At 66.4% G+C, this 26,171-nt stretch carries 22 protein-coding genes; 12 read left to right on the top strand and 10 right to left on the bottom strand.

Annotated features, from left to right (window positions below; translation table 11 throughout):
* Positions 1-18: 18 nt before the first annotated feature.
* The 3 genes from RKE25_RS12885 to RKE25_RS12875 form a co-directional block, all read right to left on the bottom strand.
* Positions 19-378: a VOC family protein gene (locus RKE25_RS12885; protein WP_311838505.1), complete on the bottom strand. Its 360-nt coding sequence runs from the start codon at positions 376-378 to the stop codon at positions 19-21.
* A 149-nt stretch (positions 379-527) separates the two neighbouring features.
* Positions 528-1,181: a glutathione S-transferase family protein gene (locus tag RKE25_RS12880; RefSeq protein ID WP_311838504.1), complete on the bottom strand. Its 654-nt coding sequence runs from the start codon at positions 1,179-1,181 to the stop codon at positions 528-530.
* 242 nt (positions 1,182-1,423) lie between these two features.
* Complete coding sequence (locus RKE25_RS12875) at positions 1,424-1,999, bottom strand: TetR family transcriptional regulator (RefSeq protein ID WP_311838503.1); 576 nt, start codon at positions 1,997-1,999, stop codon at positions 1,424-1,426.
* Positions 2,000-2,139: 140 nt separating this feature from the next.
* Between RKE25_RS12875 and RKE25_RS12870 the strand changes: the two genes are divergently transcribed.
* From RKE25_RS12870 to RKE25_RS12860, 3 genes are all read left to right on the top strand, one after another.
* Entirely contained in the window at positions 2,140-3,657 is a 1,518-nt protein-coding gene (locus RKE25_RS12870) for an FAD-dependent monooxygenase (RefSeq protein WP_311838502.1), read from the top strand.
* Between the two features lie 427 nt (positions 3,658-4,084).
* Complete coding sequence (locus RKE25_RS12865) at positions 4,085-4,849, top strand: hypothetical protein (protein ID WP_311838501.1); 765 nt, start codon at positions 4,085-4,087, stop codon at positions 4,847-4,849.
* Between the two features lie 263 nt (positions 4,850-5,112).
* A complete protein-coding gene (locus RKE25_RS12860) occupies positions 5,113-5,721 on the top strand; it encodes a dihydrofolate reductase family protein (RefSeq protein ID WP_311838500.1) in 609 nt (202 codons plus the stop codon).
* Positions 5,722-5,814: 93 nt separating this feature from the next.
* On the opposite strand, the gene RKE25_RS12855 is transcribed toward RKE25_RS12860, so the two are convergent.
* A complete protein-coding gene (locus RKE25_RS12855) occupies positions 5,815-6,717 on the bottom strand; it encodes a YihY/virulence factor BrkB family protein (RefSeq protein ID WP_311838499.1) in 903 nt (300 codons plus the stop codon).
* Positions 6,718-6,889: 172 nt separating this feature from the next.
* On the opposite strand from RKE25_RS12855, the gene RKE25_RS12850 reads away from it, so the two are divergent.
* Entirely contained in the window at positions 6,890-7,114 is a 225-nt protein-coding gene (locus RKE25_RS12850; RefSeq protein ID WP_311838498.1) for a hypothetical protein, read from the top strand.
* 104 nt (positions 7,115-7,218) lie between these two features.
* Here RKE25_RS12850 and RKE25_RS12845 read toward each other — a convergent pair whose 3' ends face one another.
* The gene (locus RKE25_RS12845; protein WP_311838497.1) at positions 7,219-9,075 is read right to left on the bottom strand and encodes a hypothetical protein; all 1,857 of its coding nucleotides are present in this window, start codon (positions 9,073-9,075) and stop codon (positions 7,219-7,221) included.
* A 533-nt stretch (positions 9,076-9,608) separates the two neighbouring features.
* On the opposite strand from RKE25_RS12845, the gene RKE25_RS12840 reads away from it, so the two are divergent.
* Together RKE25_RS12840 and RKE25_RS12835 are read left to right on the top strand one after the other, a co-directional pair.
* Positions 9,609-9,953, top strand: coding sequence for a hypothetical protein (locus tag RKE25_RS12840; protein ID WP_311838496.1), 345 nt, complete (start codon positions 9,609-9,611; stop codon positions 9,951-9,953).
* A 195-nt stretch (positions 9,954-10,148) separates the two neighbouring features.
* A complete protein-coding gene (locus RKE25_RS12835; protein ID WP_311838495.1) occupies positions 10,149-12,044 on the top strand; it encodes an alpha/beta fold hydrolase in 1,896 nt (631 codons plus the stop codon).
* 21 nt (positions 12,045-12,065) lie between these two features.
* On the opposite strand, the gene RKE25_RS12830 is transcribed toward RKE25_RS12835, so the two are convergent.
* Positions 12,066-12,818: a c-type cytochrome gene (locus tag RKE25_RS12830; protein WP_311838494.1), complete on the bottom strand. Its 753-nt coding sequence runs from the start codon at positions 12,816-12,818 to the stop codon at positions 12,066-12,068.
* A 239-nt stretch (positions 12,819-13,057) separates the two neighbouring features.
* On the opposite strand from RKE25_RS12830, the gene RKE25_RS12825 reads away from it, so the two are divergent.
* Positions 13,058-13,510, top strand: a complete 453-nt coding sequence (locus RKE25_RS12825; protein ID WP_311838493.1) for a nuclear transport factor 2 family protein — start codon at positions 13,058-13,060, stop codon at positions 13,508-13,510.
* 43 nt (positions 13,511-13,553) lie between these two features.
* On the opposite strand, the gene RKE25_RS12820 is transcribed toward RKE25_RS12825, so the two are convergent.
* Entirely contained in the window at positions 13,554-13,916 is a 363-nt protein-coding gene (locus RKE25_RS12820) for a hypothetical protein (protein ID WP_311838492.1), read from the bottom strand.
* 444 nt (positions 13,917-14,360) lie between these two features.
* On the opposite strand from RKE25_RS12820, the gene RKE25_RS12815 reads away from it, so the two are divergent.
* From RKE25_RS12815 to RKE25_RS12805, 3 genes are all read left to right on the top strand, one after another.
* Entirely contained in the window at positions 14,361-16,196 is a 1,836-nt protein-coding gene (locus tag RKE25_RS12815; protein ID WP_311838491.1) for a M4 family metallopeptidase, read from the top strand.
* A 158-nt stretch (positions 16,197-16,354) separates the two neighbouring features.
* Positions 16,355-18,244 (top strand): XVIPCD domain-containing protein, encoded by a 1,890-nt coding sequence (locus tag RKE25_RS12810; RefSeq protein ID WP_311838490.1) that lies wholly within the window; start codon positions 16,355-16,357, stop codon positions 18,242-18,244.
* Between the two features lie 167 nt (positions 18,245-18,411).
* Positions 18,412-20,037, top strand: coding sequence for an ATP-binding cassette domain-containing protein (locus RKE25_RS12805; protein ID WP_311838489.1), 1,626 nt, complete (start codon positions 18,412-18,414; stop codon positions 20,035-20,037).
* 108 nt (positions 20,038-20,145) lie between these two features.
* Here the strand turns inward: RKE25_RS12805 and RKE25_RS12800 are convergent, their stop codons facing one another.
* Together RKE25_RS12800 and RKE25_RS12795 are read right to left on the bottom strand one after the other, a co-directional pair.
* Positions 20,146-20,661 carry a lipocalin-like domain-containing protein gene (locus RKE25_RS12800; protein ID WP_311838488.1) on the bottom strand — a complete coding sequence of 172 codons (516 nt, stop codon included), beginning with the start codon at positions 20,659-20,661 and terminating at the stop codon, positions 20,146-20,148.
* 188 nt (positions 20,662-20,849) lie between these two features.
* Positions 20,850-22,445, bottom strand: coding sequence for a carboxylesterase family protein (locus RKE25_RS12795; protein WP_311838487.1), 1,596 nt, complete (start codon positions 22,443-22,445; stop codon positions 20,850-20,852).
* A gap of 530 nt (positions 22,446-22,975) precedes the next feature.
* Between RKE25_RS12795 and RKE25_RS12790 the strand changes: the two genes are divergently transcribed.
* Together RKE25_RS12790 and RKE25_RS12785 are read left to right on the top strand one after the other, a co-directional pair.
* Positions 22,976-24,151 carry a hypothetical protein gene (locus tag RKE25_RS12790; protein ID WP_311838486.1) on the top strand — a complete coding sequence of 392 codons (1,176 nt, stop codon included), beginning with the start codon at positions 22,976-22,978 and terminating at the stop codon, positions 24,149-24,151.
* A gap of 181 nt (positions 24,152-24,332) precedes the next feature.
* Entirely contained in the window at positions 24,333-24,866 is a 534-nt protein-coding gene (locus RKE25_RS12785; RefSeq protein WP_311838485.1) for a hypothetical protein, read from the top strand.
* 66 nt (positions 24,867-24,932) lie between these two features.
* On the opposite strand, the gene RKE25_RS12780 is transcribed toward RKE25_RS12785, so the two are convergent.
* Positions 24,933-26,165 carry a type III PLP-dependent enzyme gene (locus RKE25_RS12780; protein ID WP_311838484.1) on the bottom strand — a complete coding sequence of 411 codons (1,233 nt, stop codon included), beginning with the start codon at positions 26,163-26,165 and terminating at the stop codon, positions 24,933-24,935.
* Positions 26,166-26,171: the final 6 nt, after the last annotated feature.

Genomic DNA, 26,171 nt, shown 5'->3' with positions numbered 1-26,171 from the left:
CGAAAAAACCGCCTCATTTCACGTCGGCTGCCACAGCTCGATCGGATTGCCCTCCGGGTCGCGCAGGCGGGCGAAGCGGCCGAAGGAGTAGTCGGGGTTCACCTCGACGTCGATGCCGGCCTTGCGCAGCTGCGCGACCATCTTTTCCAGGTCGTGCACGCGGAAGTTGATCATCCATTGCTTGGCGGCGTCGCCGAAGTATTCCGTCTTCTCGGGAAACGGGCTGAAGACGGTTTCGCCGGCTTCCTGCTCCCAGACGGGCGAGTCCGCGGCGGTGGGCGTCAGGGCGATGCCCAGATGATCCAGGTACCAGCGGCCCAGTGCCGCGGGATCCTGCGCCCGGAAGAAGAACCCTCCAATACCGGCGACTTTTTCCATTTCCGTGTCCCCTGATGAGTGATTGGCGAACCGCCTTCGGAAGTGGCGGTTCGCGGATCATCTCACCGGGCGGCGTGAATGTCGCCGCAAAGTTCTTGCCGGTAGCTTGCCGTGCGGTCGCGGCACGGCGTTCGCTTGTGCCCGGCCGGTCAGCTGGCCTGCGGCTCCGGCGCATTGATCGCCCATTGGGCGGCGAAGGCGCGCTTGTAAGCAGGACGCGCTTCGCCGCGGGCGACGTAGGCGGCCAGGCTCGGGAATTCGTCCAGCATCCCCGACGGACGCAGGCGCAGCAGTACCGACACCATCACCAGGTCGCCCGCGCTGAACTCGCCATCGAGCCATTCGGCATCGCCCAGCCGGGCGACCAGCAGCTTCAGCCGGGCCCGGATGCGCTCCTGCACCAGCGGCAGGCGGTCCGCCGCCCACGGCTTGTCGCCCTCGGTGATTCTCACGATGACGAGGTCGAGGATCGGCGGCTCGACGGTATTGAGTGCGGCGAACATCCAGGTGATGGCTCGCGCCCGGGCGTCGGCATCCTTCGGCAGCAGGCCAGGGTAGCGCTGGGCGAGATGGAAAATGATCGCGCCGGATTCGAACAGCACGAGGTCGCCTTCCTCATAGGTCGGAATCTGCCCGAACGGATGGAGCGCCAGGTGTTCGGGCTCCTTCATCGCCTTGGGCGACACTAGGCGCACGTCGTAGGGCTGGCCCGTCTCTTCCAACGCCCAGCGGACGCGAGTGTCGCGCGCCAGACCCATGCCGCGGTCGGGGGAGCGGTCAAAGGCAGTGATGGTGATGCTCATGGCGTGGTGCTCCGTCGGTATGGGTGGGCGAGATGCCGGATCTCTGGATCGGTTGCAGCGCATCGGCCGCTTTCATGATGACGACGAACGGCGGAAACCGATTTCGACACGGGTCGGGGAAATATTTTCAGCTCACCGCAACCACTCCCTCTCCCCACCGAGGAGAGGGCCGGGGTGAGGGGCCCTGCGAAGCGCAACCAACATCCCACCCAAACCTATCTCCCCTCGAACCCTTTCCAACGCTACACATACACCGTCCCCTTCAACGCCGCATTCACCCCCGCAAATCCACGCCTCATCACTTCCACCAACGCCACCTGCGGTGCCCGTTTTTCCCGATACGCCCGCAGCGCGGCCCTATACGCCACCACCAGGGTATCCATCAGCATCGCCGCGGCCAGGCGCGCATGCGGATCGTCCGGCGTTCTCCCTGCCGCTTCCGCCAGCATCGCCGCCAGGTCCTCTCCGAACGTCACTTGCAACTCGCGCGCGCGCGCCGTGAGCGCCGGGCTCTCCGCCACCATGCGCCAGAACCGGATCGGCGCGCGATGAACGGTGAACAGCCGATGCTGCTGCTTCACCAGCGCACGCATCAGCACCTGGAACGCATGCAGGGGCGACCGCTCGCCACGGTGGGCAAGCGCTTCGCGCACCATCGCCCGCGCCTCGTCCTCGCGATCGAAGACCAGGTCCTCCTTGCGCGGGAAGTAGTTGAACACCGTCTTCCTGGCGACGTTCGCCTCGCGTGCGACTTCGTCCACCGGCACGTTCTCGAACCCGCGCTCGATGAACAGGCGCGTAGCGACGTCGGAAATCATCTGCCGCGTTTCCGCCTTCTTCCGATGCCGAAGCCCGGGCTGGTTTGACATAGCGTGGCGCCTCCCGCAAGAATCGTGCACTGAGTGTAAGAATTGCACATCTCGCCCACCGCACCAAGCCTCCGCCTGAGGACATTGCCTTGATCCATGACGTCGTGATTGCCGGGGCCGGCCCGGTCGGCCTGTTCCTGGCCTGCGAACTGCGCCTTGCGGGGCTTTCCGTGCTGGTGCTGGAGCAGGCGGAGGACCCGCGTTCGCCCATGAAGCGCCTGCCGTTCGGCCGGCGCGGGCTCTGGGTGCAGACGCTGGAAGCGTTCCATCGCCGCGGGCTGCTGGACGAATTGCCCGAGCCGCCATCGCCGCAGGGCGGCCTCGCGGCCCACTGGCAGAACCAGGTGCGTCGTCCGGGTGGGCACTTCGCGGGCATTCCGTTCGAGATGGACAAGGTCGACACCTCGGCATGGCCGTATTACCTGCCAGGCGCGGCGGGCGTCGGCCGGTCGGTGGAGATGGAGTCCTTCGAAGCCTTCCTGGCCGCTCGCGCCGACGCGATGGGCGTGGAAGTGCGGCGCGGCAGCGCGGTCGAAAGCATCGAGTCTTCCGATGAAGACGTAGCCGTTCGCACCGTCCTTGGTGTCGTGCGCGGTCGCTGGCTGGTCGGTTGCGACGGCGGCCGCAGCGCGGTGCGCAAGGCAGCGGGTATCGCCTTCGTCGGCACCGAGCCGGAGTTCACCGGCTACTTCGTCGACATCGAACTGGCCGAACCGCATGCGCTGCAGCCCGGTCGCCACCATACGCCCACGGGCATGTACACCTATACGCCGCCGGGCATGCTCGTGATGGCCGACTTCGACGGCGGCGCCTGCCACCGCATGTCGCCGATCACGCTCGATCACGTGCAGACCGTCCTGCGCCGCATCACCGGCACCGATGTCACCGTGACAGCCCTGCGCCTCGCTTCGACCTGGACGGACCGCGCCTTCCAGGCCACGACGTATCGGCAAGGCCGCGTGCTGCTCGCCGGCGATGCCGCGCACATCCACTCGCCACTGGGCGGCCAGGGCCTCAACCTGGGCCTGGGCGACGCCATGAACCTCGGCTGGAAGCTCGCCGCGACCCTTCGCGGCGACGCACCCGACGACCTGCTCGACACCTACACCCGCGAGCGGCATCCCATCGGCGCGCAGATCCTGGACTGGTCGCGAGCACAGGTGGCGCTGATGCGACCCAGCCCGAGCTCGCGCGCATTGGGAGCGATTCTCCGCGGCGTGATCGACACGCCCGACGGCGCCACCTATTTCGCCGAGCGCATGTGGGGCATCTCGCTGCGCTACGACCTGGGCGGCACTCATCCGCTGGTGGGTCGCAGCGCGCCGGATATCGCATTGGCCGACGGCACGCGACTGGGCGAGCACCTCAGGTCGGGCAGGGGCCTGATGCTGGATTTCAGCGCCAATGCGTCGTTGCAAACCATGGCGAGCGGCTGGCGCGATCGCCTAGCCTATGTCGCCAGCGACGCGAAGGAACGCTTCGGCCTGAGCGCGATGCTGGTGCGGCCCGATGGTTTCGTCGCTTGGGCTGCCGATGGGGTGGCGGATGCGGAAGAGGCTGCCCGCGCGGTCGCCAGATGGTTCGGCGAACCCCGACAGGGTGGATGACCCATAACGATTCCAGGGAGAGAAGGTGGGCAACATCCAGCTTGAACAAGAACGTCTTGTCCGGCGCAGGGCGCGCAAGGCATCCCTCCGGGGGCTCTTCTGTGCGGTGTTTCCGTTGTTCTAGTTGGCTTGGTGGAAGCGCGGGCTCGGTGTGGCCTTCATGGCAGGCGTGGCCCTCTATGCGTTCCTGGTGCTGCTGCTATGCGTGGCAGGCTGGTTCGACAGGAAGGTGCGGGCTCGGCGCGGGTAGGCGGCGTAGTGAGCGTGCCGGTTAGTTGGAGTTGGAGTTCGGCCACGAGCAACTGGCCATCTCCACCGCCTGGCCCCTTGTCGAATTTCAGTCCTGCCATTCGTCGACACCCTGAAGGCCCCATCATGGGCGCCTGTCGCGAGTTCACCGGAACCTACCTTCGCCAGGAGAAAGACCATGCAGAAAGCCAAGCGCGTCATCGAACTCATGAGCCTCGTGCTGCTCGCCACTCTTGCCGCGCCGCAGCAGGCGATGTCGCAGGATGCTCCCAAGCCCGCGGCGGCCGAGCCTTACCCCAAGATCGCCCCGATCGAGCAATACCTGATGGCCGACCGTGACGCCGAAATCGCCCTGGCACGCAGCGCGGCGCCAGCGTCCATCTCCCGCGATGCCACGGTCCTGGTACTGGGGCGCAAGGGGTACGAGACGGCCGTGGAGGGCAAGAACGGGTTCGTCTGCGTGGTGGCCCGGAGCTGGACGGGGCCGTTCGACTGGCCCGAGTTCTGGAATCCGAAGATCCGCGCCGCTGATTGCCTGAATCCCCAGGCCGCGCGCGCCATCGTACCCATCTATCGCCTGCGCGCCACGTTGGCGATGGCGGGGCGCTCCAAGGCGGAGATCCTGTCGGCGGTCGTGACGGCCTACAAGAACAAGCAGTTGCCGGCGCTCGAAGGTGGCGCGATGGACTACATGATGTCCAAGTCCTCGTACCTGACCGACGAAGGCGACCACAACATGCCCCACGTCATGTTCGATACCCAGGTCAAGGACGCCCAGGACTGGGGCGCGAATCTGGAGGGGTCGCCGGTGATGGGTGGCCCCTACTGGTTCTTGGCGCCGGAGAAGCACGCCGAGGCGAAAGCGCTGCCGAACATCCTCGTGTTCCTGGTGGGCGTCGGGCATTGGTCGGATGGGACGCCGGCCGAGATGCATGCGCATTGATTGCCGGTGGCCGCTCGGCGGGGAGGGCGAAGCGATGGCTTCCGCTTAGCGGCATGGAGGAACAGAGGCAGGACGACTTCTTCTCGTTCGAGAAGTCGTCCTGCCAGCGTGTCTCCCTCCGTCGTCGGGCATGCCGTACGGGCGGATGGGCATACGGGGCTTGGCGGGGCTTGGACTGCATCGACAACCCGTGTCGATTTCCGAAGACTTCGTTCGTCGTTCCCTAGAAGCCGGATGAGCCGGCCCCGACAGGAGATTCGAAGATGCGCCGTCTGATCCTCAAGATGTCCACCTCGCTGGACGGTTTCGTGGCCGGCCCCCATGGCGAAAAAGACTGGATGTTCCGTAGTCAGGACGACGCCGGTCGCCGCTGGGTGGAGGACACGCTGTGGCAGGCCGGCCTGCATGTGATGGGGCGTCGTACCTACGGCGAGATAGCGACGTTCTGGGCGACGGCGAACCATCCTCTCGCCGCGCCCATGAATGCCATTCCGAAGGCTGTGTTCACGCGGCAGCCTTCGCTGGATCTTCAGTCCTTGCGTGCTCCCGGCCCGGAAACCCCGACGCCCGAACAGGCCGCGAATCTGGCGGGCTGGGCCGATGCCGGGATCGTCACTGGCGACCTGGCCGCCGAAATCAACCGGCTCAAACAGCAACCCGGCAAGGACATCCTGGCGCACGGCGGCGTCGATTTCGCGCAAAGCCTGGTGGCTGCCGGCCTCGTCGACGAGTACCGGCTGATGGTGCACCCGGTGGTGCTGGGGCAGGGGCTTTCGATCTTCGCGAAATTGCCCAAGCCGTTGGATCTCGAACTTCGTTCGACGACGGTGTTCCGGTCGGGGGCGACGGCGCAGGTTTACTTCCCGGTTTAGTCGCCCGGGAGGTGGCCGGGCGAGTGGTTGGCAAGGCAGCGACCTCTTCAAGGAGGTCGCTGCGCGCCATTCGTCACTCATGCCCTGCGCTCTTCAGCGAGATGCCTTCCGCGGCAAATCCTTCCGCTCGACCGGCCCTTTGGTGATTTCCACCGCGTGCTCGCTCGGCTCGATCGGCTTCCCCAGCGCATCGGCCACGGCACGCGTCAGCGATGCGCCGATCAGTACCACCAGCGCCGAGTAGTAGGCCCATGTCAGCAGGATGATGAAGCCGGCGGCCGAGCCGTAGGCGCCGCCGACATTCGCGCGCGCCACGTAGAAGTTGATCGCGTACCGGCCCAGCACGAACAACAGGCTGGTGATCAGCGCGCCCAGGACCACGTCGGACCAGTCGACGGCCGCGTCCGGCAGCACCTTGTACATGGCGCAGAAGGCCGCGAAGAGCGTGAGCGCGCCCAAGGCCACCTCCACGCCTTTCCACAGCGGCGAGGTGCCGGTGACGAAGGACTCGACGAACGAACTGACGACGAACGAGATCACCAGCAGGAAGCCGACGCCCATCATGAGCGAGAGCGCATGCGCCCGCGCACGCAGCCAGGTGCCGATGGCGGCGCCGGGCTTGGGCTTGACGTGCCACACGCGGTTGAGTGTGCCCTGCAGCTGCGCGAACACGGCCGACGCGCTGAACACCGTGACCGCTACACCTACGATCGTCGCGGCGTTGCCGGCATAGGTGTGGCGGCGTGCGGAGGTGACGATGTCTCTCAGGGTCAGCGCCGCGCGGCTGCCCATGATGCCGGCGAGCATGCCCAGGAAGCGGTCCAGCCAGGCGGGTTCCACGATGGAGATCGCCCACACCAGGAACAGCAGCAGGGGCGCGAGCGACAAGGCGGTATAGAAAGCCAGCGCCGCCGCGCGCGTCATCAGCTCATCGTCGCCGAAGCTGTTCGCCGTCGAGCGGGCGATGGTGGCGAACTTGCGCCATGGCGATGTCATGCCGGTGTCCTCGCGCCGTGGGGCGTGGGTATCGTGCGGCGGGGCGGCGGGGGAGGAAGTCAACGGGGTGTGGATGGCGCGTTCACGGGCGGCTCGCCGGCAGTTCGCACGCTCGACGGCGCGCGCGTATTCGCCTTCAATACGCGCCGATCCATGCAAAGGAATGTCGCCCATGAGCAAGCCTGACCTGCCGGCAAAGGCGGATTTTCCGCCCGATGCCTGGTTCGTCATCAAGGAATTCGACGTGCCGCTCGTGAACGTCCCGGGCCAGGGTTGGTTCAACTGGTACGGCGGCAAGGCCAGGCGCTACGACACCGCGTCGCTCAAGCCCGGCAACCATTGGGTGGCGGAGTCCTTTGAGGCCTGGTCGAAGGTCGTGGCCGACTCGTTGAAGTAGTCAGGCGGAGAGCGTGGCGTGGCCAGGCTCGCGCTCCGCCGGACCAGATAAGAAAGGGCGCGACGAGCCAGGCTCGTCGCGCCCGCTGTGCGTTGCTCTTCAGCTCAGAGTCCGATCGCCGAAATCCGCGTGGCCCAGTTACCCAGTGCCCCGCGTGTTCCGCCGCATTGGAACAGCGGCGGCGTCAGGTACTGTGCCAAGGTGCAGGTCTGCGCGATGTATTCGGAGGCGAGCCAGATCGTGTTGCCATCGGCTGCCGCCGCGCCGTAGTCGCCCCAGCGCGGCCGTCCGCCGCCAAGGTAAGGGATGCCCGTGAAGCCGTCCCAGGGGCCGGCACCGGCGGCGGCGATATGCACGTCGCCGGCACCCAGCTTCGCATCCAGGCTGGCGTAGCCGGCGCTGGGATGATCGTTCGGCCCGACCACGGTGAAGGCGATCACGCCGCGCCCGCTCTGCGTGACGGCAGCGGCGCCGTAGGTCAGGTTGGTGTCGGGCAGGGCGAGCGTGCCGTTGACCGAGACGCTGCGCGAACCCGGGTTGATCACGAAGTAATTGACACCCGAGCCGTGGCTGCCGTCGCCCAGCGTCACGTCGGTGTCCAGCGTGCCCCAGAGCTTGCCGTTGGCATAGCTCACCTGTTGCATGCGCGAGTCGTTGACGGCCAGGTCGCGCGGGGCGGGATAGACGAAGTTCGGATAGCCGAGATACGTCGGTGCACAACCGGTCAGGGCGAAGCAGTCGCGCAGCGGCGTGCTGCCGGGCTTCTGGTGAACGAGGCTGCTCGGCACGGCATAGGTCTGCACGGCGACGGGCGCGACGTTCAAGGCCAGGGCGCCGGGCGCGGCGTCGATCGCCTGGGTGTTCGTCACCGACCATAGCCACAGCGTGTTGGACGTACCGGATTCGTAGAAGACCGCATCCGAACTGAGCAGGTATTCGGTGCCGCCGTTGGTCGTGACGTACTGGTTGCCGGACGAGATGGCCGGCCAGACCGTAAATGCCGGCGCGGGCACGCTGGGATCACCGGCATTGAACATCGCGACATTGGGTGCGGCCGCGCCCGACGCCAGCGCCTGCTTGGAGATGGCATAGATCTGCGCGCCGTAGAAGCCGTCGTCGAACAGTGCGAACTCGTTGGTGGTCAGGAAGATCGCATGCGAGTCGGCGCCGATGTGCGGATAGTCACCCAGGCAGAAGCCGCCCGCGCACCCGTGGTCCGGCGTGCCTTGCGTGCCGTTGTTCTGTACCGGCAGGCGATAGATGGTCCAGGCCCCAGTGGGGTTGGCGGTCTGGCTGACCGCGATGTCCAGGTGGTTGGCGCCCGACAGCGCCGACGAGGTGCCGATGCGGTCCAGTGTCAGTACGACGTGGAACCAGCGTTGCGTGCCGGCGTCGTAGTAGCAGGTGGGATCGGTGATGCTCGGGCCATAGGCGCCGGTGGTGCGGTTGATCGCCGGCGGATAGCCGTAGAACGTGTTGAGGTCCACCGGGCCGACCAGCTTGTTGCCGCGCCTGTCGTAGATCGCCAGCACGTCATTGACGCTTTCCAGGACATAGCCATTGCCGGCGCACAGGCCCTGGTCCGGCGGTTCCACCGAGAACTGGTTGCCGCCGTTGGCATAGCGCTGGTCGTGGAAGTTCAGCCCGTCGAAGCCGCCGAGCAATTCGGGGTTGGATTTGGCGCGCTTGGCATTGCCTACGCTGACGCTGCCGGCGTGCCCATGCGTGATGGTGCGGTTCACCACCGGCCGCGGGCCGAGGGCATCGCCGTCGCCCGAATCGGCATCGCCGGCAGCCATCGCAGGATCTTGCTCCACGCTGGCCAGCGGCGCGCCGCCCAGCGGGGTGGTGGCCGGAACGGTGGTGCCACCTCGCTGCAACTTGAAAGTGACTGGCGTCGCGCTCCAGGCGCAGGTGGCGAAGGCCATGGCGCACATGGCGACGAGCAAGCGGATTTTCATAGCACTGGGTCTCCCGTTCGTTATCGATAGGTGACCGGCGCCCCTGTAGAACGCTGTGGCGGCGTGGCCGATGAGCGTTCGCGCAAGTACGCCTAGGCGATCTGGCCTAGGCGTGCCGCGCACGATAAGCGCATACGTTCGGGGTCGCCATCGACCATACGGCCAGGGCGGTACGTCGCGGAAAGCAATGCCTAAGCAAGTGGCGAACGTGCGCGATCGATTGGGCGGAAGTTGTCGGCCTGCGGTAATCCGGCGACATCGATTGACGTTGCGTGGCGGCGCCTCTCACTGCCTTTAGTTCGGAGAAGCGCGGTCAAGGAGAGAAACATCATGAGCCAACGGCAGGTTCGCTCTTCGGTGAGATCCTCCGGACTGAAGGCCCCGTTGCCATCCGACGTGGCGATGTGGATGCCGTAAATTACGGGGAGGTGCGGAGCGGAAGGCTGCCAAGCCTCCCTCTCTCCGTCGCAAGGAGGGTCGATGGCGTCGACCCGCGCCATCGCCTCGTGTGCCCGTCGCACTCTGGGAGCTCCATGAAAAGGAAATTCACCAGCTGCCTTCTTTCCGTGCTGTATGCCATCGGCGGTCTTTTCGCCTGCATCTCGTTGGCCGTCTGGTCAGCCACGGCCTACGTGGCTTACAGGCACATCTCGAATTTCGAGGGCGCTGCCGGCTATGCCGCGATGTTCCAGATGCCGTTCTGGTATCTGCTGTATGCGGCACTGCTGGTCGGAGCGTTTCTGTGGTTGCGCAAGCACCTTTGGCTGCTGGCGGTTGCCGTGGTGGTGCTGGGATGCCTGACGATGCCGGCGATCAACGCCATCACGGAGCTCGCGTGGGACGTGAGCGTGCCGACCGGGCCGTTCGGGCGGCTTTGAAGACCACCGAAGTTGGCGGCCTGGACCGGCGCCCGGGATGTATCGCGCCGCCACCTCCGGCGAGGCGGCGCCGGATCGGTTGCGCGGCGATGTACCGGGCCGACCAGCCTCTTGTGACAAAATCCGGCACATTCCCGCCTCGCTTCGAGGCAACCCCGGCGCCTACGGATGAGACACGGAAGCCAAGCCTCGATCGTGCGATTCGCCTTGCTGGCGATCCTGTTGTGCCTCAACGGCTGTGCCATGGTGGGCGTCAGCCGCATCAACGCGCACGACTCCTTCAGCGAGCAGCGCGGCGACGTGATCAGCGCGGGCCGGCTGGGCGACCAGAGCGTGCAATCGCTCAACGTGGTGGCGTTGACCGCCCGCGACTGCGAGCGTGCGTTTCCCGCTTGCGTCGACACCGTGCTGCACTCGCCGGGCCTCAACGAGGAACAGCGGCTTTCCGCGCTTGCCGAGCTATGGCTGGAACGCGCCATCCGCGCCGACGGGAAGACCGGGGACGGGCGGATGAGCGACGAAGCGCTCGATGCCTACATGCAAGCGGGGCGGTATGCGTATGCCTATCTGTTCTATACGAAACGCCAACCGTCGGAGCGCTCCTTCGAACTGCGCCAGGTGCAGGTGATCGGTTTCTATAACTTCGCGGTGCAGCGGGCGATGGCGCGGTTTTTCGCGGAGATCCCGCGGCTGGACCCCCAGTGGACGCATATCGACCTGGCCGGCTGGAGCGTCGCGCGCGCCGGGACGGATACGCGCTGGGACCCGGACGCCCCCGAGCCTTCGGAACTGATCCCCGCTTCCGTGCTGCGCTTCAATGGCCTGCGCAACGTCTATCGCCGCGATGGTTTCGGCTCCGAGTTCGTCGCCGTGGCGCCGCCCGATGCACCAGGACAGGATGGCGCCAGCGCGGGCATGACCGGCAGGGACGTGCCCTGGCGCGATCCGGACTACATGTCGATGACCGGTGCGATCCTGTTCGACGGGACCAGCCTGGAGGACGTGCTGGCGACGCGCCAGGCCAAAGTCCTGGTCGAGGACCCCTACCGCGTCGATTCGGTGAAGGTGGCCGGTCGCACGGTGCCGCTCGCCGGCAACTTCACCGCGGCTTACGGTGTGTGGCTGGCGCGGTCCGGCTTCGCGAGCCAGTCGATCCGCTCGCTGCTGGGCCGGGAAGGCGGTATCAAGACGCCGCGCGTGCTGCTGATGCAGCCGTACGATCCGGATCGCATGACGGTGATCATGCTGCACGGCCTGGCCAGCAGCCCGGAAGCGTGGATCAACGTGTCCAACGAAGTGATGGGCGACGAGGACCTGCGCCGCCATTACCAGGTATGGGAGATCTACTACCCGACCAACGCGCCCATCGCGGTCAATCTCGCCAACATCCGCAAGGCGCTGGATGCCACGTTCAAGCATTTCGATCCGGGCGGCGAGGCGCGCGCGTCGAAGAACGTGGTGCTGATCGGGCACAGCATGGGCGGCGTCATCGCCCGCCTGCTGGTGTCCTCCAGCGGGGACCGGCTGTGGAGCCTGATGCCGCCGCGCGCGAATCTGTCGGCGGCGAAGCAGGCCCGCCTGCGCGAACGCCTCGCGCCCTATCTGCAGTTCACGCCCATGCCGCAGGTGACACGCGCCGTGTTCCTGGCCTCGCCGCAGCGCGGTACGCCGTATGCACAGAACACGCTGGCCCGCTGGATCGGCAACCTGATCCGCCTGCCGGCCAACGTGCTCAAGGAAGTGGCCAGCGTCGCCGATCTGCTGAAGGAGGATGGCGACGGCGGCAAGCCCGTGCGCATTCCCAACAGCATCGACAACCTCAGTGACGCCGATCCTTTCGTCGTCGCGGCGGCGGACCTGCCGGTGTCGCCGCAGGTGCGCTATCACACCATCGTCGGCGTCTACACGCCGCCGGGCCCGCTGGCCGACAGCAGCGACGGCGTGGTGCCGTACAAGAGCGCGCATCTGGATGGCGCCGAGTCGGAACTGGCGGTGCCATCGTGGCACAGCGTGCAGGAGACGCCGGCGGCGATCCTGGAGTTGCGCAGGATTCTCCGGTTGCATGTCGCGTCGGTGGACGCCGCGCCTTGAAGGAGCGGCGTCGCCTGGCATTCATCCGGGAATGCGGTCCACTTCCAACCGGCACCAACCCGGCAAAGGCTCCGGCACCCGTTCTTCCGGCGGCTCCGCTGTCGTCGCCATTTCGCGCGAGGCCAGCCAACCCGATATCGCCTGTACGTCGGTGGCCTGCATGCGGTTGGCGACCACCGCCATGCAATCCGGTTCGCGGGCGCCGCGCCGCTGCGCGCGCCACGCGTCGAGCTGGGCCTGGATGTATTCGGCGGAAAGGCCGTTCAAGCTCGGGATCATAGGCTGCACGCCGCCGAGCCGGTTGCCGTGGCAGCTCGCGCAGGAGGGCACGCCGCGCGTGGCGTCGCCGCGATGGGCCAGCTGCTCTCCGCGCCGCCGCGCGTCGTCGGTCAGCGCGGGCGCGGCGATGTGCGCATAAGGCACGTTCTGGTGGGCGAAGTATTCGGCCATCTCGCGCATATAGTCGGCGTCGAGATAGCGAACCATGTAGGCCATCGTCGCGTGCTTGCGCTGGCCGTCCTGGAAGTAGCGCAGTTGCAGCGCAAGGTAAGCCGCAGGCTTGCCGGCGAGGCGTGGCGCGGCATCGGCCGCGCCCTCGCCGTGTTCGCCGTGGCAGGACGTGCATGCGGCGATGTGCTGGCGGAATGTGGCATCGGCGCCGGCGGCGGTCACTTCGGCGGCGGAAAGCGTGCCCGGACATAGCGGCAGCAGCAGGCCGAAGCCGAGGACGCGCCACCATGTTCGCGGATGGCCAGAAGAGGAAACGACAGGCATGCCGGAAGGCTAGAGCTCACCGCACCGGCCGCTGCTGATCTGGATCAGGCGGGAGTGCGCCATAGCGTCGCAGGCTCGGGCGTGGGCAAGGCTATAGCGCGCAGGTTTTTATCCGGAAGCCAGTGCATGGGCGCAATGACTTCCGGCCCATATCCAGCGGGCTGGCGCAGGAGTCCAATCCCAGCGCTCCACGCGCGATGCCCGGCAGTTTCCCGAAACCAACTCGTTCCGGAGGGGTTATGCGGTTATCACCCTGGTATGCGGCCGCGCTGGCGGCCCTGATCGCCACCTCGGCGCATGCGGACAAGGAGATCGGCGACTACAGCGGCCTGCCCAAGGACCTCGCCGACGCGGCGACGGCTTACGACCTCGCACAATTCAAGGCCGACCGGAAAGCGCTGGAGCGCGTGCTGGCCGACGACTACACGCTGGCCGGCACCAGCGGCAAGAACCAGACGAAGGCGGAGTTCATCGCCGAGCAGACGGCGCCGGGAAACAAGACCCTCTCCGTCGACGTGCACGACCAGGTGAGCAAAGTCTGGTCGGATGGCGCGGTGCTCGCCGGCCTGGTGGACGCCAAGGGTGTCAGCCAAGGGAAAGAGTTCACCTTCCGCGGGCGCTTCGTCGACGTCTGGGCGAAACGCAACGGGCGCTGGCAGGTGATCTTCACGCAGATCCATGCCGTTCCGTGATCGCCAGCTTCTTAGTGAAAGAGGCCGGCTGCGCAGTGTGGACTCAAGGCCACACTGCCAGCAGCAGCAAGACGAAACCGGTGACGGCCACCAATGCATGCACCACCATCAGCCCATTGGGCAAACGCACGCGTTTCCAGTGGTAGTTGAGGTTCAACACCACGCCGCCGCCCGTGGCGATCAGGAACAGCAGCAGGCTCCATTGCGCCATCGGCGGCAGGCCGACGGTGAAGTAGTCGTAGATCAGCAGGGTAACCGCGGCGCCGGCGATGAAGCCGTGCGCCATGGCGAGCCAGGCCGGCGGATGCGGTTTGCCTGACCACCGCATGCCGGCCATCACCAGGCCGCCCAGCGCAGTCAGTGTCAACAGCACAGCCGCGGTACGCATGCCGAGCATCGGTTCCATGGTTGCGCCTTCGTCGCCGGTAAAGACCGCATGCATGGTTGGTCTGGCGGCGTGCCGCACGCGTCTAGCGGGCGAGAACAGACTGGGTCATGGAAGCCTGTCCATAGGGGTGTTCCCTAGGTTTGGGCGTCGAACTAAGCAAACCACAAGAATTAATGATGCAGTTCGCATTTCCTTGCGTATACCGCAAATAGTCACGTTCCGTTGACGAAATCGCGGCTAGCGTCGGAGAGTCGCCAGGCGGGGGCCCGGCGGCGCTTCATGCTTCAAGTTCATTCGATCGCACGTAACTGCATCGCCGGGGCGGCGTAGGTTCTTGCCTGGTCTTCCGCCAGGCGAGAGAGGGGCGGCTTGTCTGCAATTGGGGTTCACAAGTAATGCCTCTGTTTTGGGGAGTGTTAGGCGTTGCCCGGCGGTTTCCCATCATCATGGAGAACACCGCAAATGAAGAATGCAAAGACGGGGCACAAGCATGCCGGCCTGTGGCTGGCACTCGTGGGAATGATCGGTGTCACGGCCGCGCACGCGGCTGAAGTGAAGAACCTGCGCGCACAGAGCCTGGGTGCCGCACCGAGCAGTCAGCTGGCGGCGCGCCTGGGGCTGAGCGCCGACAACAGCTTCGTCGCCCGCCAGGCGGTGAAGACGGTGCGCGGCACGCAAGTGGTGCGCATGCAGCAGTACTACAAGGGCGTGCCGGTCTACGGCCGCAGCATCGCGGTCGAGCAGGATGCCGGCGGCAATGCGCTGACGGCGGACGGCCCGCTGCTGCAGAACGCCCAGGTCGACCTGAGTTCGGTAACGCCGCGACTCAGCACGGCACAGGCGCTTTCCTCGCTGCGCGCCACCAAGGGTTTCCTGCCTACCACGGCGCAAGCGCCGCGCAATGAGCGCGCCGACCTGTACGTCTATCAGGACGCAAGCGGCCGCGCGCGGCTGGTCTATCTGACCTCGTATGTCGTCGACAGCCCCAAGCCCTCGCGGCCCACGGCGATCGTCGACGCCAACACCGGGCAGGTCATCGAGCAGTGGGAGGGCCTGACCAACGCCAATGCGACCGGCCCGGGCGGTAATGCCAAGACCGGCATGTACCACTACGGCACGGAGTATCCGTACCTCAACGTCACGCAGTCGGGCAGCACCTGCACGTTCCAGAACACGTACGTGAAGACCTACAACATGAACCATGCCACCAGTGGCTCGGGCACGTTGTGGAGCTTCACCTGCTCGAACAGCGACGAGGCCGACGTCAACGGCGCCTATGCGCCGATCAATGACGCCCATCATTTCGGCGGCGTAGTGCACGACCTGTACCAGAGCTGGTTCGGCGCGCCGCCGCTCAACCAGGTGCTGGTGATGAAGGTGCACTACGGCAACAGCTACGAGAACGCCTTCTGGGACGGCAGCTCGATGACCTTCGGCGACGGTGCCAGCACCTTCTATCCGCTGGTGTCGCTGGACGTGACCGGCCATGAAATCAGCCATGGCTTCACCGAACAGCACTCCAACCTGCAGTACAGCGGCCAGTCCGGCGGTATGAACGAGGCCTTCTCGGACATGGCCGGCGAGGCGGCGGAGTACTTCGACCGCAACGGCAACAACGACTGGCTGGTCGGCGCGGAGATCTTCAAGTCCAGCAGCGGCGCGTTGCGCTATATGTGCAATCCCACCCAGGACGGCGCCTCGATCGACAACGCGTCCGACTACTACAACGGCCTGGATGTCCATTACTCGAGCGGCGTCTACAACAAGGCGTTCTGCACGCTGGCCAAGACCTCCGGCTGGAATACCCGGAAGGCGTTCGAGGTGTTCGAGGGCGCCAACGCGGTGTACTGGACGGCCACCTCGAACTTCAACGACGGCGCCTGTGGCGTGGAGAAGGCGGCAGTCGACAAGGGCTACACCAAGGCCGACGTCACCGCAGCCTTCACCGCGGTCGGCGTGAGCTGCTCGGGCGGCGGCGGTGGCGGCACGGCGCTGCAGAATGGCGTGCCGGTCACCGGCCTGTCCGGCGCGTCCGGCTCCGCGAAGAACTACACGGTGGCCATCCCGGCCGGCGCCAGCAACCTGGTGATCTCGATCTCCGGCGGCACCGGCGACGCGGACCTGTACGTGAAGTTCGGCTCCGCACCGACCACCAGCAGCTACAACTGCCGTCCGTACCTCAACGGCAACAACGAAAGCTGCAGCTTCTCGGTGCCGTCGACGGGTACGTACTACGTGATGGTGCGCGGCTACACGTCCTACTCAGGCGTGACGCTCAAGGCCACGTGGACTCCGTAAGGCCGTGATTTCCGCACCGCCGCCGTGGCGGTGCGGAAGCAGGGAAGCGAGTCAGGGAAGCCGGTGGGCGCGCGTCGCCCACCGGCTTCTTTTTTCGCTGTTGGTAGCAAGGAATCGCGCCGCGCCGAGCCCATGAGGAGGCTCCGTACCGCGTCGTCGTGACCGTGATCACGTCTCGCCGACAACTCTTCGCCGGCATCCCGGATGCCTTCACACACGGGCATCCGCAAACGTTTAACCTTTCGCGATCCTTAAGTTCGTTCGACCAGCAAAGGGAAGCGTCCGGCATGGAGACCAAGACGAAAGCCGACCTCAAGTCCGGCCAGCAAGGAGGCAAAGTCAGCTTCGACGTGGCTGCGGAACACAAGGAGACGGTGGCGGGGGTAGGTGTGACTTTCTCCGTCGGCGCGAGCAGCACCGATTCGATCGAGCAGAAAGCCGACGGCGACAACGTGAGCTGGAAAGCCACCAGCGAGGTCGTCACCACGGTGAAGGCCGGGTTGGACGTCAAGCAGGCCCAAGTCAAGACCGAGCACGCGGAAGGCGTGAAGGTCAGCTACAACGTCGTCGTCCCCAAGGACGCAGCCCAGCGTCTGGATCCCACTACCGTCAGCCCGTACGACCCGGCCACGATGCCCGTCGGCTCCAAGGTGTCGCTCGACGGCTCGGTCATCCAGAAAACCAAGGTGAGCGGGGCGTTCAACCACGTGGCGCTCGAGTCGCGCCAGTCGGTGGAGGAAGGGAGCGTCGTCGCGATCGAGAAGAAGTCCGACCATGTCGTCCGCGTGGTGACCGGGCCGAAAGAAGCGGTGGCCAATTACGGCGGGTTCGGTGTGGTCTTCGACGACGCCAGCGTCATGCTCGGCAGGGAAGACAAGCTCGATTACAACCAGCAGTTGAAGACCGCGGAGTTCGATCTTTCCACGCCGGAGGGGCAGGCCGCGTACAACCAGTTCCTCGGGCTGGGCGGGTTGCCGGACCAGCCGGGTCCCGGGGTTCCGGACGTGGCCGTGGTCGAGCGCCTGAGCTATTCGTCGGCCACGCAGCTGGGCCTGAAGGTGAGCAAGCTCGAAGAGAACGCCGAGCTGCAGAAGAACACCGGCGACGTGGAGGTGACCCGACGTCCCGATGGGACGCTGCGATCGATGACGCAGAAGATCCACTACGACTCCGGCGTCCCGCTGTCCATCCAGTCGAAGTTCGACGACAAGGGCCAAGAGCTGCTGTCCGAGCGCCGTTATGTTTTCACTTTCGACGCGAACGAACAGAACATCCCTTACCTGCAATGCCTGCCGATTCCCGGCGCCAACGAGCTGGACATCAAGCCGGGACAGAAACTGTCCCTGGTGTTGACGGAAGAGCAGATGCAGCAACTGCAACGGGATGTACGCCAGGCCGCTCCATGGCCGGCGGATGCCCAGCCGTGGATCCAGTCGGGGCAGCCGCAGGACGACCCCTCGAAGGTGTTCGCGCTCCGGATCGCGGCGACGCATGGCGACCAGTACCGGGTTGTGGACGCGATGTACAACCTGTACCTCTCCAAGGCGTTGCCGGGCGCGCAGTTGCCCGGAACACTCCAGGTCGAAGGCAAGGCCCCGGCCTTGGTGCCCGACAAGCCGGCTGCCAGCCAGGCGACATCTGGTTTTCAAGCCGCTCAAACCGCCAGCTTCGCCGATGCCGCTCACCCGGGCCATGGCTTGTTCAACCAGATTCGCGGCCACGTCCACGCGATGGATGCGCAGTACGGGCGCGTGCCCAACGAGCAGAGCAGCAACCTCGCGGGCATGCTGACGGTGGCGGCGGTCGCCCAGGGCATCACCCGCGCCGAGGGTGTGGCGCCGAACGCGAACGACGCTTCCACGATGTACGTCTATGGGGCGCCGGGCCGCACGTACGCCGAGGTACCGACCGTCCAGGCGCTCAACACCCCCTTGCCGGTGAGTTCGGCGGCTTACCATCAGGCCGCGCAGCAGGCGCAGGTGTCCCAGGCAGCGCAAGCCCAGCAGGCCCAGCAGGAGAACTTGCAAGCCCAGGTCGCCAGCCGCTGACGCGGGCACCTGTCGTTGCACGAACCAGGGCTGCCGCCTTGCGCTATCATTCGCGCCCCATCCGCTCTGCGAGTGATCGTCCCATGCGCCTGTGATGCCGTCGTTTCGACGACCGTTCGACTCCGTCCATAGCGATGGAGGCGATGTGCGACATCACGGGAGCAAGCATGATGGAATCCTTGTTGACGCTGCAGCGCGCGGCGTTTGCCTGGCCTGACGGCCGGCGCCTTTTCTCCGATCTCGACGTTCAACTCGATCGGCGCCACACCGGCCTGGTCGGGCGCAATGGCGTGGGCAAGAGCGTGCTGGCGCAGTTGCTCGCCGGGCAGCTCGAACCCACCGAAGGGCGATGCCAGCGCATGGGCAGCGTGCATTACGTGCCGCAGCTCGTGTCCTGCCCGCCGGGCGCCACCGTGGCCTCGGTGCTCGGCGTGCGCGCGGCGCTGGATGCGCTGGATCGCATCGAGGCGGGAAGCGTGGATGCCGCGGATTTCGACGCCGTGGCCGAGCGCTGGAACCTGCGGCAGCGCGTGGCTGAGCTGCTCCAAGAGCACGGCCTCGGTGACCTCGCGCCGGAACAGTCGGCCACCACGCTGAGCGGCGGCGAGCTGACGCGTCTCGCCCTGCTGGGCGGATGGATGGCCGAACCCGATGTGCTGATCCTGGACGAGCCGACCAATCATCTGGATCGCACGCAACGCGAGCTGCTGTTGCGGACTGTGCGTGCGTGGTCCAAAGGCTTGCTGGTCGTCAGCCACGATCGCGAGCTGCTGTCGGACATGCAACGCATCATCGAGCTGTCGCCTACCGGGCTGCGCGATTACGGCGGCGGCTACGCTTTCTATGCGCAGGCGCGAGCTCAGGAGCAGGAGCGTGCACTACAGGAACTGGAGCACAGCAAGGCCGAGCGCCGACGAGCTGAGGCGGAGGCGCGCGCGAAGCAGGAAAGTCTCCAGCGCCGGCAGGCGCGTTCCACACGCGAGGGTAAGGAGGCCAATCAGGCGGCCATCCTGCTCGGCGGACGCAAGCAGAACAGCCAGGTCAGCGCGGGCAAGCGCCTGATTGAACTGGATGCGCAGCGAGAGACGCTCGCTCAGCGCGTGCGGGAGGCGGCACGGCAAGTCCGGGAAGATGCCGACATCGCTTTGCTCGCGCCCAGGACGACCGCGGCGGGCCAGCGCAAGGCCGCCACGCTCGAAGGCGTCCGGCTTCCGTACGGAACCGCAGCCGGGCATCCGCTCGACCTGATCGTCCTGGGGCGGCAGCGCGTCGGCGTGACGGGTGCGAACGGCGGCGGCAAGTCCATACTGCTGAAAGTGCTCGCCGGGCTGGAGCGCCCGGTGGAGGGACGCTGCGATGTCCACGTGCGGGCAGCCCTGCTGGATCAGCAGCTGGACCTGCTCGATCCGGACGCGTCGGCGTTGGAGCAACTGCTTTCGGCGCATACGGCGGCTGGGGAGTCCGACATGCGTACCCGACTGGCCTTGCTCGGACTGGCGGGCGACGCGGCCCTGAAACCGAGCGCCCGGCTCAGTGGCGGGGAACGCCTGAAGGTGGCGCTCGCCTGCGTGATGTACGCCGAGCATCCGGCCGAACTGCTGCTGCTCGACGAGCCGACCAATCATCTGGATCTGCGCTCGGTGGAGGCGGTCGAAGAGATGCTGCGCCAGTACCGCGGCGCGCTGGTCGTGGTCTCGCACGACCAGGTTTTTCTCGATGGGCTGATGCTCGACCTCCGGCTTGAAGCCGGCAGCGATGGCTGGCGCCTGACCGGAATGGGCGAAGTGGCGTAGCGGGTCGCGAAGATGCCGATGGCAAGCAGGCCATCGGAGGCGTGCCGAAAGAAGGCCTGCGGCGATGGAACGACCTTTGGGGCGTAGTCCTCGCCTACGGCGTATGCCTCAGCGCGGCAACCGCTTCCATCCCGTCAACGGGATGTCGCCGTTCGGCCGTGGTGGCACCTTGTAGCTCAGCCGGTCGCCGCTGAGCATGTAGCTGCGCACCTGGGTGGTGCCTTCCCAGTTGGGGAAGGTGGAGCCTTCGATGTGGAAGGTCAGTGTGTGTTTCGCCGGATCCATCTCGACGGTGCCGTAGTGCGAGCTGGTGCCCATCAAGGCGGCGCGGATCTCCTCCGGCGTGCCCTGGCCCTTGTCGTTCGCGGCGAACTTCGGCCGGGAGCCGTTGAAGATGAAGATCGTGTAATGCCCCTGGGCGTCGACCTGCATCACGCCCTTGGGCGCATCGCCGTAATCGTGCGCGCGCGTGCCGTCGGAGTGTTGCACGTCCGCGAAATCCAGTGCCCAGGTGCCTTCGATGGCGGCGACCGGCGTCGTCATGGGGTGAGCCTCCTTGGCGCCGAGGGCGAAGCTGGCGGCGAGGGCCAGGCTGGCGAGCAGAAGCGTTTTGCGTAACGTCATGGGATGTCCTCGAACGGTGCGCGAAAAGCCTAGTGCGCGCGCGCCGCCGAGAACACAGGCCCAGGCGTATTTCAGTCATTGGAAAATGCCATGGATGGCGTCGAAGTCCGGCCGCTCCACGCAAGCGTGCGTCGCGAAGCGGCATGGCCGCGGTCCGCGCACACCATCGTGGGTGTGCGGGGCGTCGTTCAAAGGTGGTCGTTGCCCTCGATGCGTTGCAGGAACTCATAACGCGCCGCGTCGCGATCGACGATGGTCCGTGTATCCGCGCCAATCACCTGGCGCGACAACCCTCCGTCCTGGTCCGTCGCCACCGGCCAGTGCGGCAGCCCGGGGCCGTTCGGATCGCCCGTCTTGATGAATTGCGCCCAGTAAGCCTGCGTGAGTTCGGAGACGCGGCGATCGGTGTCGGTCCAGGCATACACGGTATTGCCGGGCAGGTTGCCCAGCGCGTATTCGATCTCGCCGCTGTGCACCGCACCGGCGTCCGGGCCGGCGCTGCCGTCGCGCTTGGCCGGGCGCGCCTGAGTGAAATAGTAGTAATAGACCGGCGACTTGCCGGTCTGGCGATGCGCGCGCATCCATGCCCAGGTCGAGAACGCAATGAAGCGGTCGCCCGCGAGCGCCGTGCCGGAAGCCTTGACTTGTTCTTCGGTTTCGCCCGGATAGAGCTTGAGCGCCTCGCCGGCATGCTTGCCATAGAGCTTCTGCACGGCGGCGCGATAGTTGGCGGGCGTCGGCGCCTGGTCCTTCCCGAGCAGGTTGAGGTAGCTGCCTTCCTGCGAGTTCGCGCCCAGCAGCAAAGGAATGTGCGCCTGTTCGCCGGCCGCGTAGATGTCCTTGGGCAGGCGAGGGAAGAAATAGCCGTCGACATCCGGGCGGAATTCGGGCACGCCCTGCTGGCCCGCGGCATCGAGCAGCGTCTGCGCGCTCATCGCACGCAGCTCCTTCAGCGAATGCGCGCCGACCCGGCGCTGGAAGTCGTCGCCTTCGCGCATGGCCTGGGCCAGCGGTGTCGGGTTGAGGTTGCCGAGCATCGAGCCGCTCTCGCCGATGGCGCGCTGCATCAGTCCCTTCGACAGGGGCGAGGCCATCTGCGCCGAGACCGACATGGAGCCCGCCGATTCGCCGCCGATGGTGACCTGCTCCGGATCGCCGCCGAACGCGGCGATATTGCGCTTCACCCATTCCAGCGCCGCATGCTGGTCGAGCAGGCCGTAGTTGCCGGCGGCATGCCGCGGCGATTCGGCGGCGAGCGCGGGGGTGGCGAGAAAGCCGAAGACGTCCAGCCGATAGTTGACCGTGACCGTCACGATGCCGCGCCGGGCAAGGGCGGCGCCGTCGTAACGCGACTCCGAGCCGTCGCCGCCGATGAAGCCGCCGCCATAGAAGTACACCAGCACGGGCAGCTTCTTTCCCGCGCCGTCGGCAGGCGTCCAGACGTTGAGATAGAGGCAGTCCTCGCTCATGCCGTCGGAGCGGAACACCATGTCGCTGAAGATCGGGCGCTGCATGCAGCGCGGACCGAAGTGGTCGGCCTTGCGCACGTCCTTCCAGGCCACGGCAGGCTGCGGCGGCTTCCAGCGCAGCGGCCCCACCGGCGGGGCGGCATACGGGATGCCCTTGAACGCGTTCAAGCCGGTGCCGGCGTCGTGGATGCCGGACAGGCGCCCCGTGGCGACTTCCGCCGACGGCGCGGCATCCGACGCCAGAAGCGGCGAGGTGGCCAGGGCGATGGCCAGCCCGAGGAACATGCGGCGCGGATGCGTGGTGGCTTTGAACATGAGGAGGTCCCGAAGCTGTGAAAAGGGCGTCACGGCGGTGACGGCCGATGGTAGCCCGTGCGGTTCGCACCTGTCGTGCACGTGTCCGCGCCGGGTCGGATCGCGTGGCGATTATCTAAGGCAAAGCGGGTTCAGATATCCGCTGCGCGGACTTATGTTTTTGCCGGGAAAATCCAGGCATCACGGCGATGCGCCTGACCGTGCGCGAGTGCGGAGAAGAGCGCGTGCCCGCGACGCACCATGGCGTTTCGCCAACGCGTCGACATCCTCGCGGGCGAGCCTTCGGTATACAGCGTGGCACGCCATGCCGGCTTCGAAGCTTTCCCCCTGCAGACGGAAAGTCGCGAGCGTTCGGATCGCCGGCGATGGCGTCGGCCCTTCGACGCTCCCGCGGCGACATGGCCTCCGCTCGCCTTGCGGCGCCGCGGAGCGGCGGGACGCGCAGGCCGCGGCACACATGCAAATGACGTTCTTCCATGACGGCGGCGACGCCTGTTCGCCGCCTCGCTCCATTCACCCAGGGGTAAATCATGCCGATCGCACGCACTGTTCTTTGCACTCAGCTATTCGCCGCCCTCGTTTTCGCGCAGGCCTCAGGCCTTGCCCACGCCCACCACGCATCGTCGGATCGAACGTCCGCCGCCGCGATGCCGCATGGCGGCGACGCGCCGGCCTCTCGCACCACCATCACAACGGCCACGGCGCTGACCGCCCGTCCCAACGACGGCTCCGGCTACTGGCCCGACTTCTCCAACACCGGCTATGCCCACACGCCTGCGAACGCCGGCGGCCTCGGCCTGGGCGCCTATCCGGGGCGCCTGACCGACTACGCCAGCGGGATGAGCGCGACGAAGCCGATCATCGTGACCTTTCCGGACCACAGCGTCATCGCCTTCAAGCGATTCCTTGCATCCAAGGTGGTGATCTACGGCGACGACCTGACCTTCGTCGGCTGCCTGTTCGAAGGCACGGATCCGGACGACAACCTGGTGCAGCTGTATGCGCACACCGCCGTCAAGTTCCTGTATTCGACGTTCAAGCCGGCGGCGTACGCGATGCCGCCGGGCAATGACGGTACGGTCTCTTCGGCGCATACGACGCCGGGCACGCCGTACAAGCAATCCTGGCAGCTGGTGACGACCATGGATGAAGCGGTGGCCACCATGGATCACAACGATATCTGGGGCAATGCCGGCCTTGAAATGACGACCGGCTTTGCGGATCGCCCCTCCGTATGGACCAACAACTACATTCACGATGCCGCGGACACCTCGCACAACGTCTATCACCATGACGGCATCGGGCCGCAGAGCGAAGGCAATGGCGGGCCGATGTTCATCGATCACAACACGATCGCCTCGCTGGGCAACACCAATGCCCTGGCGCTACAGGGCGACGGCGTCTACGACCACATCACTTTCACCAACAACTACGTCTCGGGCTACGGCTACGCGCTCAGCTTCGGCGTGCTGAACAACGCGACGAACCTGACCGTCACGGGCAATGTGTTCTCCGCGGAGCTGCGCGAACTGTGGGGGCCGCTCTACGGCAATCTCTGGGGCGGCACGGCGCAGGGGTCGGTCTGGCGCAACAACGTCTATCAGGTGCGCCAGGGCGATGGGAACACGTCCTTCACGCCCGTGGATAACGGCCGCTATTGGTGGCCGACGGACGACCTGAGTCATGCGGAGGATTACGCCGACTGAGGCGATCTGCCGGCGGAGGGGCGGAGACGCCGTGCGCACCGTCCCATCGGGCGTGACCTCTGGCAGAAGGCGAGGGATCGCGGGCTTCTTATCTTCGGCACCGTTCGTATCGATCACTGCGGCGACGGCGCTTCATACGCCGTCGCCGCGCCGCCCGCTTCTGCGATGGGGACTCGAATGCATGGACGTCCGAACGATTCTGCTGTTATCTGCATTGATCCTGCTGCTGGGCTGTACGAAGGCAGCCCGGCGGGACATGAAGGACGATCGCGCCGCCATGCACCGGCAACCGCTGGAGCTTCGGGGTGACGCCGGCGTACCTGCTGCGACCATCGCGGTGGATGGGCAGGTGAGCATCGGGAAGGAGTCCGTGCCGACGACGGAGGCGCAGCGCGGCGCCACCCTCGATTACCGGGCCGCTTCGCTCGCCCTGGCGGACATGTCATTCGATACCGCCGATCACTTGACCAAGTTCGCCGTGCCGCGCCTGCTGCTGAGCTCGATCGTGCACGGTTTCGATGGTGCGTCGCGCGGTATCGAGGCGGACGCGCAGAAGGCCACGCATACGCCGGCGTTCTGCTCATCGCTCGATCAGCTGCGGCAGAAGCAGGACGCCATGGTCGCCGAGGTGGAGCGCCTGCGTCCTTATGCACGGCTGACGCAGGAAGACGTCCTCGATTGCCGGGCGGGCCGCCCGTACCGCCATTCGATCTGAGGCGAAGCGCCGGCCGCCGCATCCGCCGCGCATGCGGCTGGTTGCGGGGATGGCGCGGAAGGAGCGTCAGGCCACTACCGACGGCCATGCCGGCGACGCCGCCCTGGCATTCGCTTCGAGAAACACCATGCGCGGTGCCGGGTGCATCAGGAAGTTCTGGTGCGAGATGTTCCAGGCATAGGCGCCGGCGAGCGGGAACAGCAGGCAGTCCCCCGGTGCCAGCGCCTGCACGGGTTGCGCGCGCGCCAGCACGTCCTTGGGCGTGCAGAGCTGGCCGACCAGGGTGACGCGTTCGTTTTCGATCGCCGGCGGATGCGCGCCGCGCAGGATGCGGAACGGATGGTCGTGCCCCTGTGCCGGCGGCGTGCGGAAGTGATGGGTGCCGCCGCGCGCCACAGCGAAGTACTCGCCATGGCTGCGCTTCACGTCGATCACCTCCATCACGTACCAGCCGCAGGTCACGCTGACGTAGCGGCCCGGCTCGAAGCGCAGGCGCAGGCCGCGCGCGTGCTCGCGCAGCACGCCGCGCAGGCCCTGGCAGAACTGCAGCCAGTCGAACGAGGACGCGGGCTCGGCGTAGTCGACGCCGAAGCCGCCGCCGGCATTCACCATGCCGACGTCCAGACCGTAGGTGGCGTTCCACCGGTGCACGACGTCGAGATACGCCCGCACCAGGTCCAGCTGCATGCGCGCGTCCTTTTGATGGGACATCAGATGGAAATGGAAACCCTCCAGGCGCAGTCGCGGATGCCGGCGCAGCATCGCCACGGCCTGCGGCAGATCGCCTTCGTCCATGCCGAACGGCGTGGGCTTGCCACCCATCATGAGGCGCGTGTCGCTGATGCCGGGCACGGCGATGTTCATGCGCAGGAAGACCGGTACCTGCTTATCCGATAGGTCGGCGATGGCGGCCAGGCGCGCGAGTTCGCCCAGGCTTTCCACGTGAAGCGTGCAAGCGGGCAGCGATGCGGCCAGGGCCAGCTCGCTGTCCAGCTTGCCGGGGCCGCCGAACAGCAGCGGATGCCCTGATTGCCGTTCGTGCAGCCAGCGCAGTTCGCCGCCCGAGGCCGCTTCGAAGCCGTGCACCCACGGCGCGAGGGTGCGCAGCAGGGGCGCTTCGGGATTGGCCTTGGCGGCGTAGTAGAGCTCGCAGCCGTCGGGCAAGGCCTCGCGCATCCAGCGCACGTGCCGCTCCAGGGCCTGCAGGTCGTAGATGTAGGCGCAGATGGGTTCGGGCGATTCCGCCCGCCATTGGGCGATCGCGGCTTCGATGGGTTCGGGAAAACAGTGAAGTGTCATGGCGCG

It is taken from the genome of Dyella sp. BiH032 (genome assembly GCF_031954525.1).
In the GTDB taxonomy this organism is placed as follows: domain Bacteria; phylum Pseudomonadota; class Gammaproteobacteria; order Xanthomonadales; family Rhodanobacteraceae; genus Dyella_D.
This window is presented reverse-complemented; position numbering and strand designations above follow the sequence as displayed.

Coding starts and splice junctions, on each gene's coding strand:
- RKE25_RS12885 (WP_311838505.1), bottom strand. CDS start 378: ATGGAAAAAGTCGCCGGTATTGGAGGGTTCTTCTTCCGGGCGCAGGAT.
- RKE25_RS12880 (WP_311838504.1), bottom strand. CDS start 1,181: ATGAGCATCACCATCACTGCCTTTGACCGCTCCCCCGACCGCGGCATG.
- RKE25_RS12875 (WP_311838503.1), bottom strand. CDS start 1,999: ATGATTTCCGACGTCGCTACGCGCCTGTTCATCGAGCGCGGGTTCGAG.
- RKE25_RS12865 (WP_311838501.1), top strand. CDS start 4,085: ATGCAGAAAGCCAAGCGCGTCATCGAACTCATGAGCCTCGTGCTGCTC.
- RKE25_RS12860 (WP_311838500.1), top strand. CDS start 5,113: ATGCGCCGTCTGATCCTCAAGATGTCCACCTCGCTGGACGGTTTCGTG.
- RKE25_RS12855 (WP_311838499.1), bottom strand. CDS start 6,717: ATGACATCGCCATGGCGCAAGTTCGCCACCATCGCCCGCTCGACGGCG.
- RKE25_RS12850 (WP_311838498.1), top strand. CDS start 6,890: ATGAGCAAGCCTGACCTGCCGGCAAAGGCGGATTTTCCGCCCGATGCC.
- RKE25_RS12845 (WP_311838497.1), bottom strand. CDS start 9,075: ATGAAAATCCGCTTGCTCGTCGCCATGTGCGCCATGGCCTTCGCCACC.
- RKE25_RS12840 (WP_311838496.1), top strand. CDS start 9,609: ATGAAAAGGAAATTCACCAGCTGCCTTCTTTCCGTGCTGTATGCCATC.
- RKE25_RS12830 (WP_311838494.1), bottom strand. CDS start 12,818: ATGCCTGTCGTTTCCTCTTCTGGCCATCCGCGAACATGGTGGCGCGTC.
- RKE25_RS12825 (WP_311838493.1), top strand. CDS start 13,058: ATGCGGTTATCACCCTGGTATGCGGCCGCGCTGGCGGCCCTGATCGCC.
- RKE25_RS12820 (WP_311838492.1), bottom strand. CDS start 13,916: ATGGAACCGATGCTCGGCATGCGTACCGCGGCTGTGCTGTTGACACTG.
- RKE25_RS12815 (WP_311838491.1), top strand. CDS start 14,361: ATGAAGAATGCAAAGACGGGGCACAAGCATGCCGGCCTGTGGCTGGCA.
- RKE25_RS12805 (WP_311838489.1), top strand. CDS start 18,412: ATGATGGAATCCTTGTTGACGCTGCAGCGCGCGGCGTTTGCCTGGCCT.
- RKE25_RS12800 (WP_311838488.1), bottom strand. CDS start 20,661: ATGACGTTACGCAAAACGCTTCTGCTCGCCAGCCTGGCCCTCGCCGCC.
- RKE25_RS12795 (WP_311838487.1), bottom strand. CDS start 22,445: ATGTTCAAAGCCACCACGCATCCGCGCCGCATGTTCCTCGGGCTGGCC.
- RKE25_RS12790 (WP_311838486.1), top strand. CDS start 22,976: ATGCCGATCGCACGCACTGTTCTTTGCACTCAGCTATTCGCCGCCCTC.
- RKE25_RS12785 (WP_311838485.1), top strand. CDS start 24,333: ATGGACGTCCGAACGATTCTGCTGTTATCTGCATTGATCCTGCTGCTG.
- RKE25_RS12780 (WP_311838484.1), bottom strand. CDS start 26,165: ATGACACTTCACTGTTTTCCCGAACCCATCGAAGCCGCGATCGCCCAA.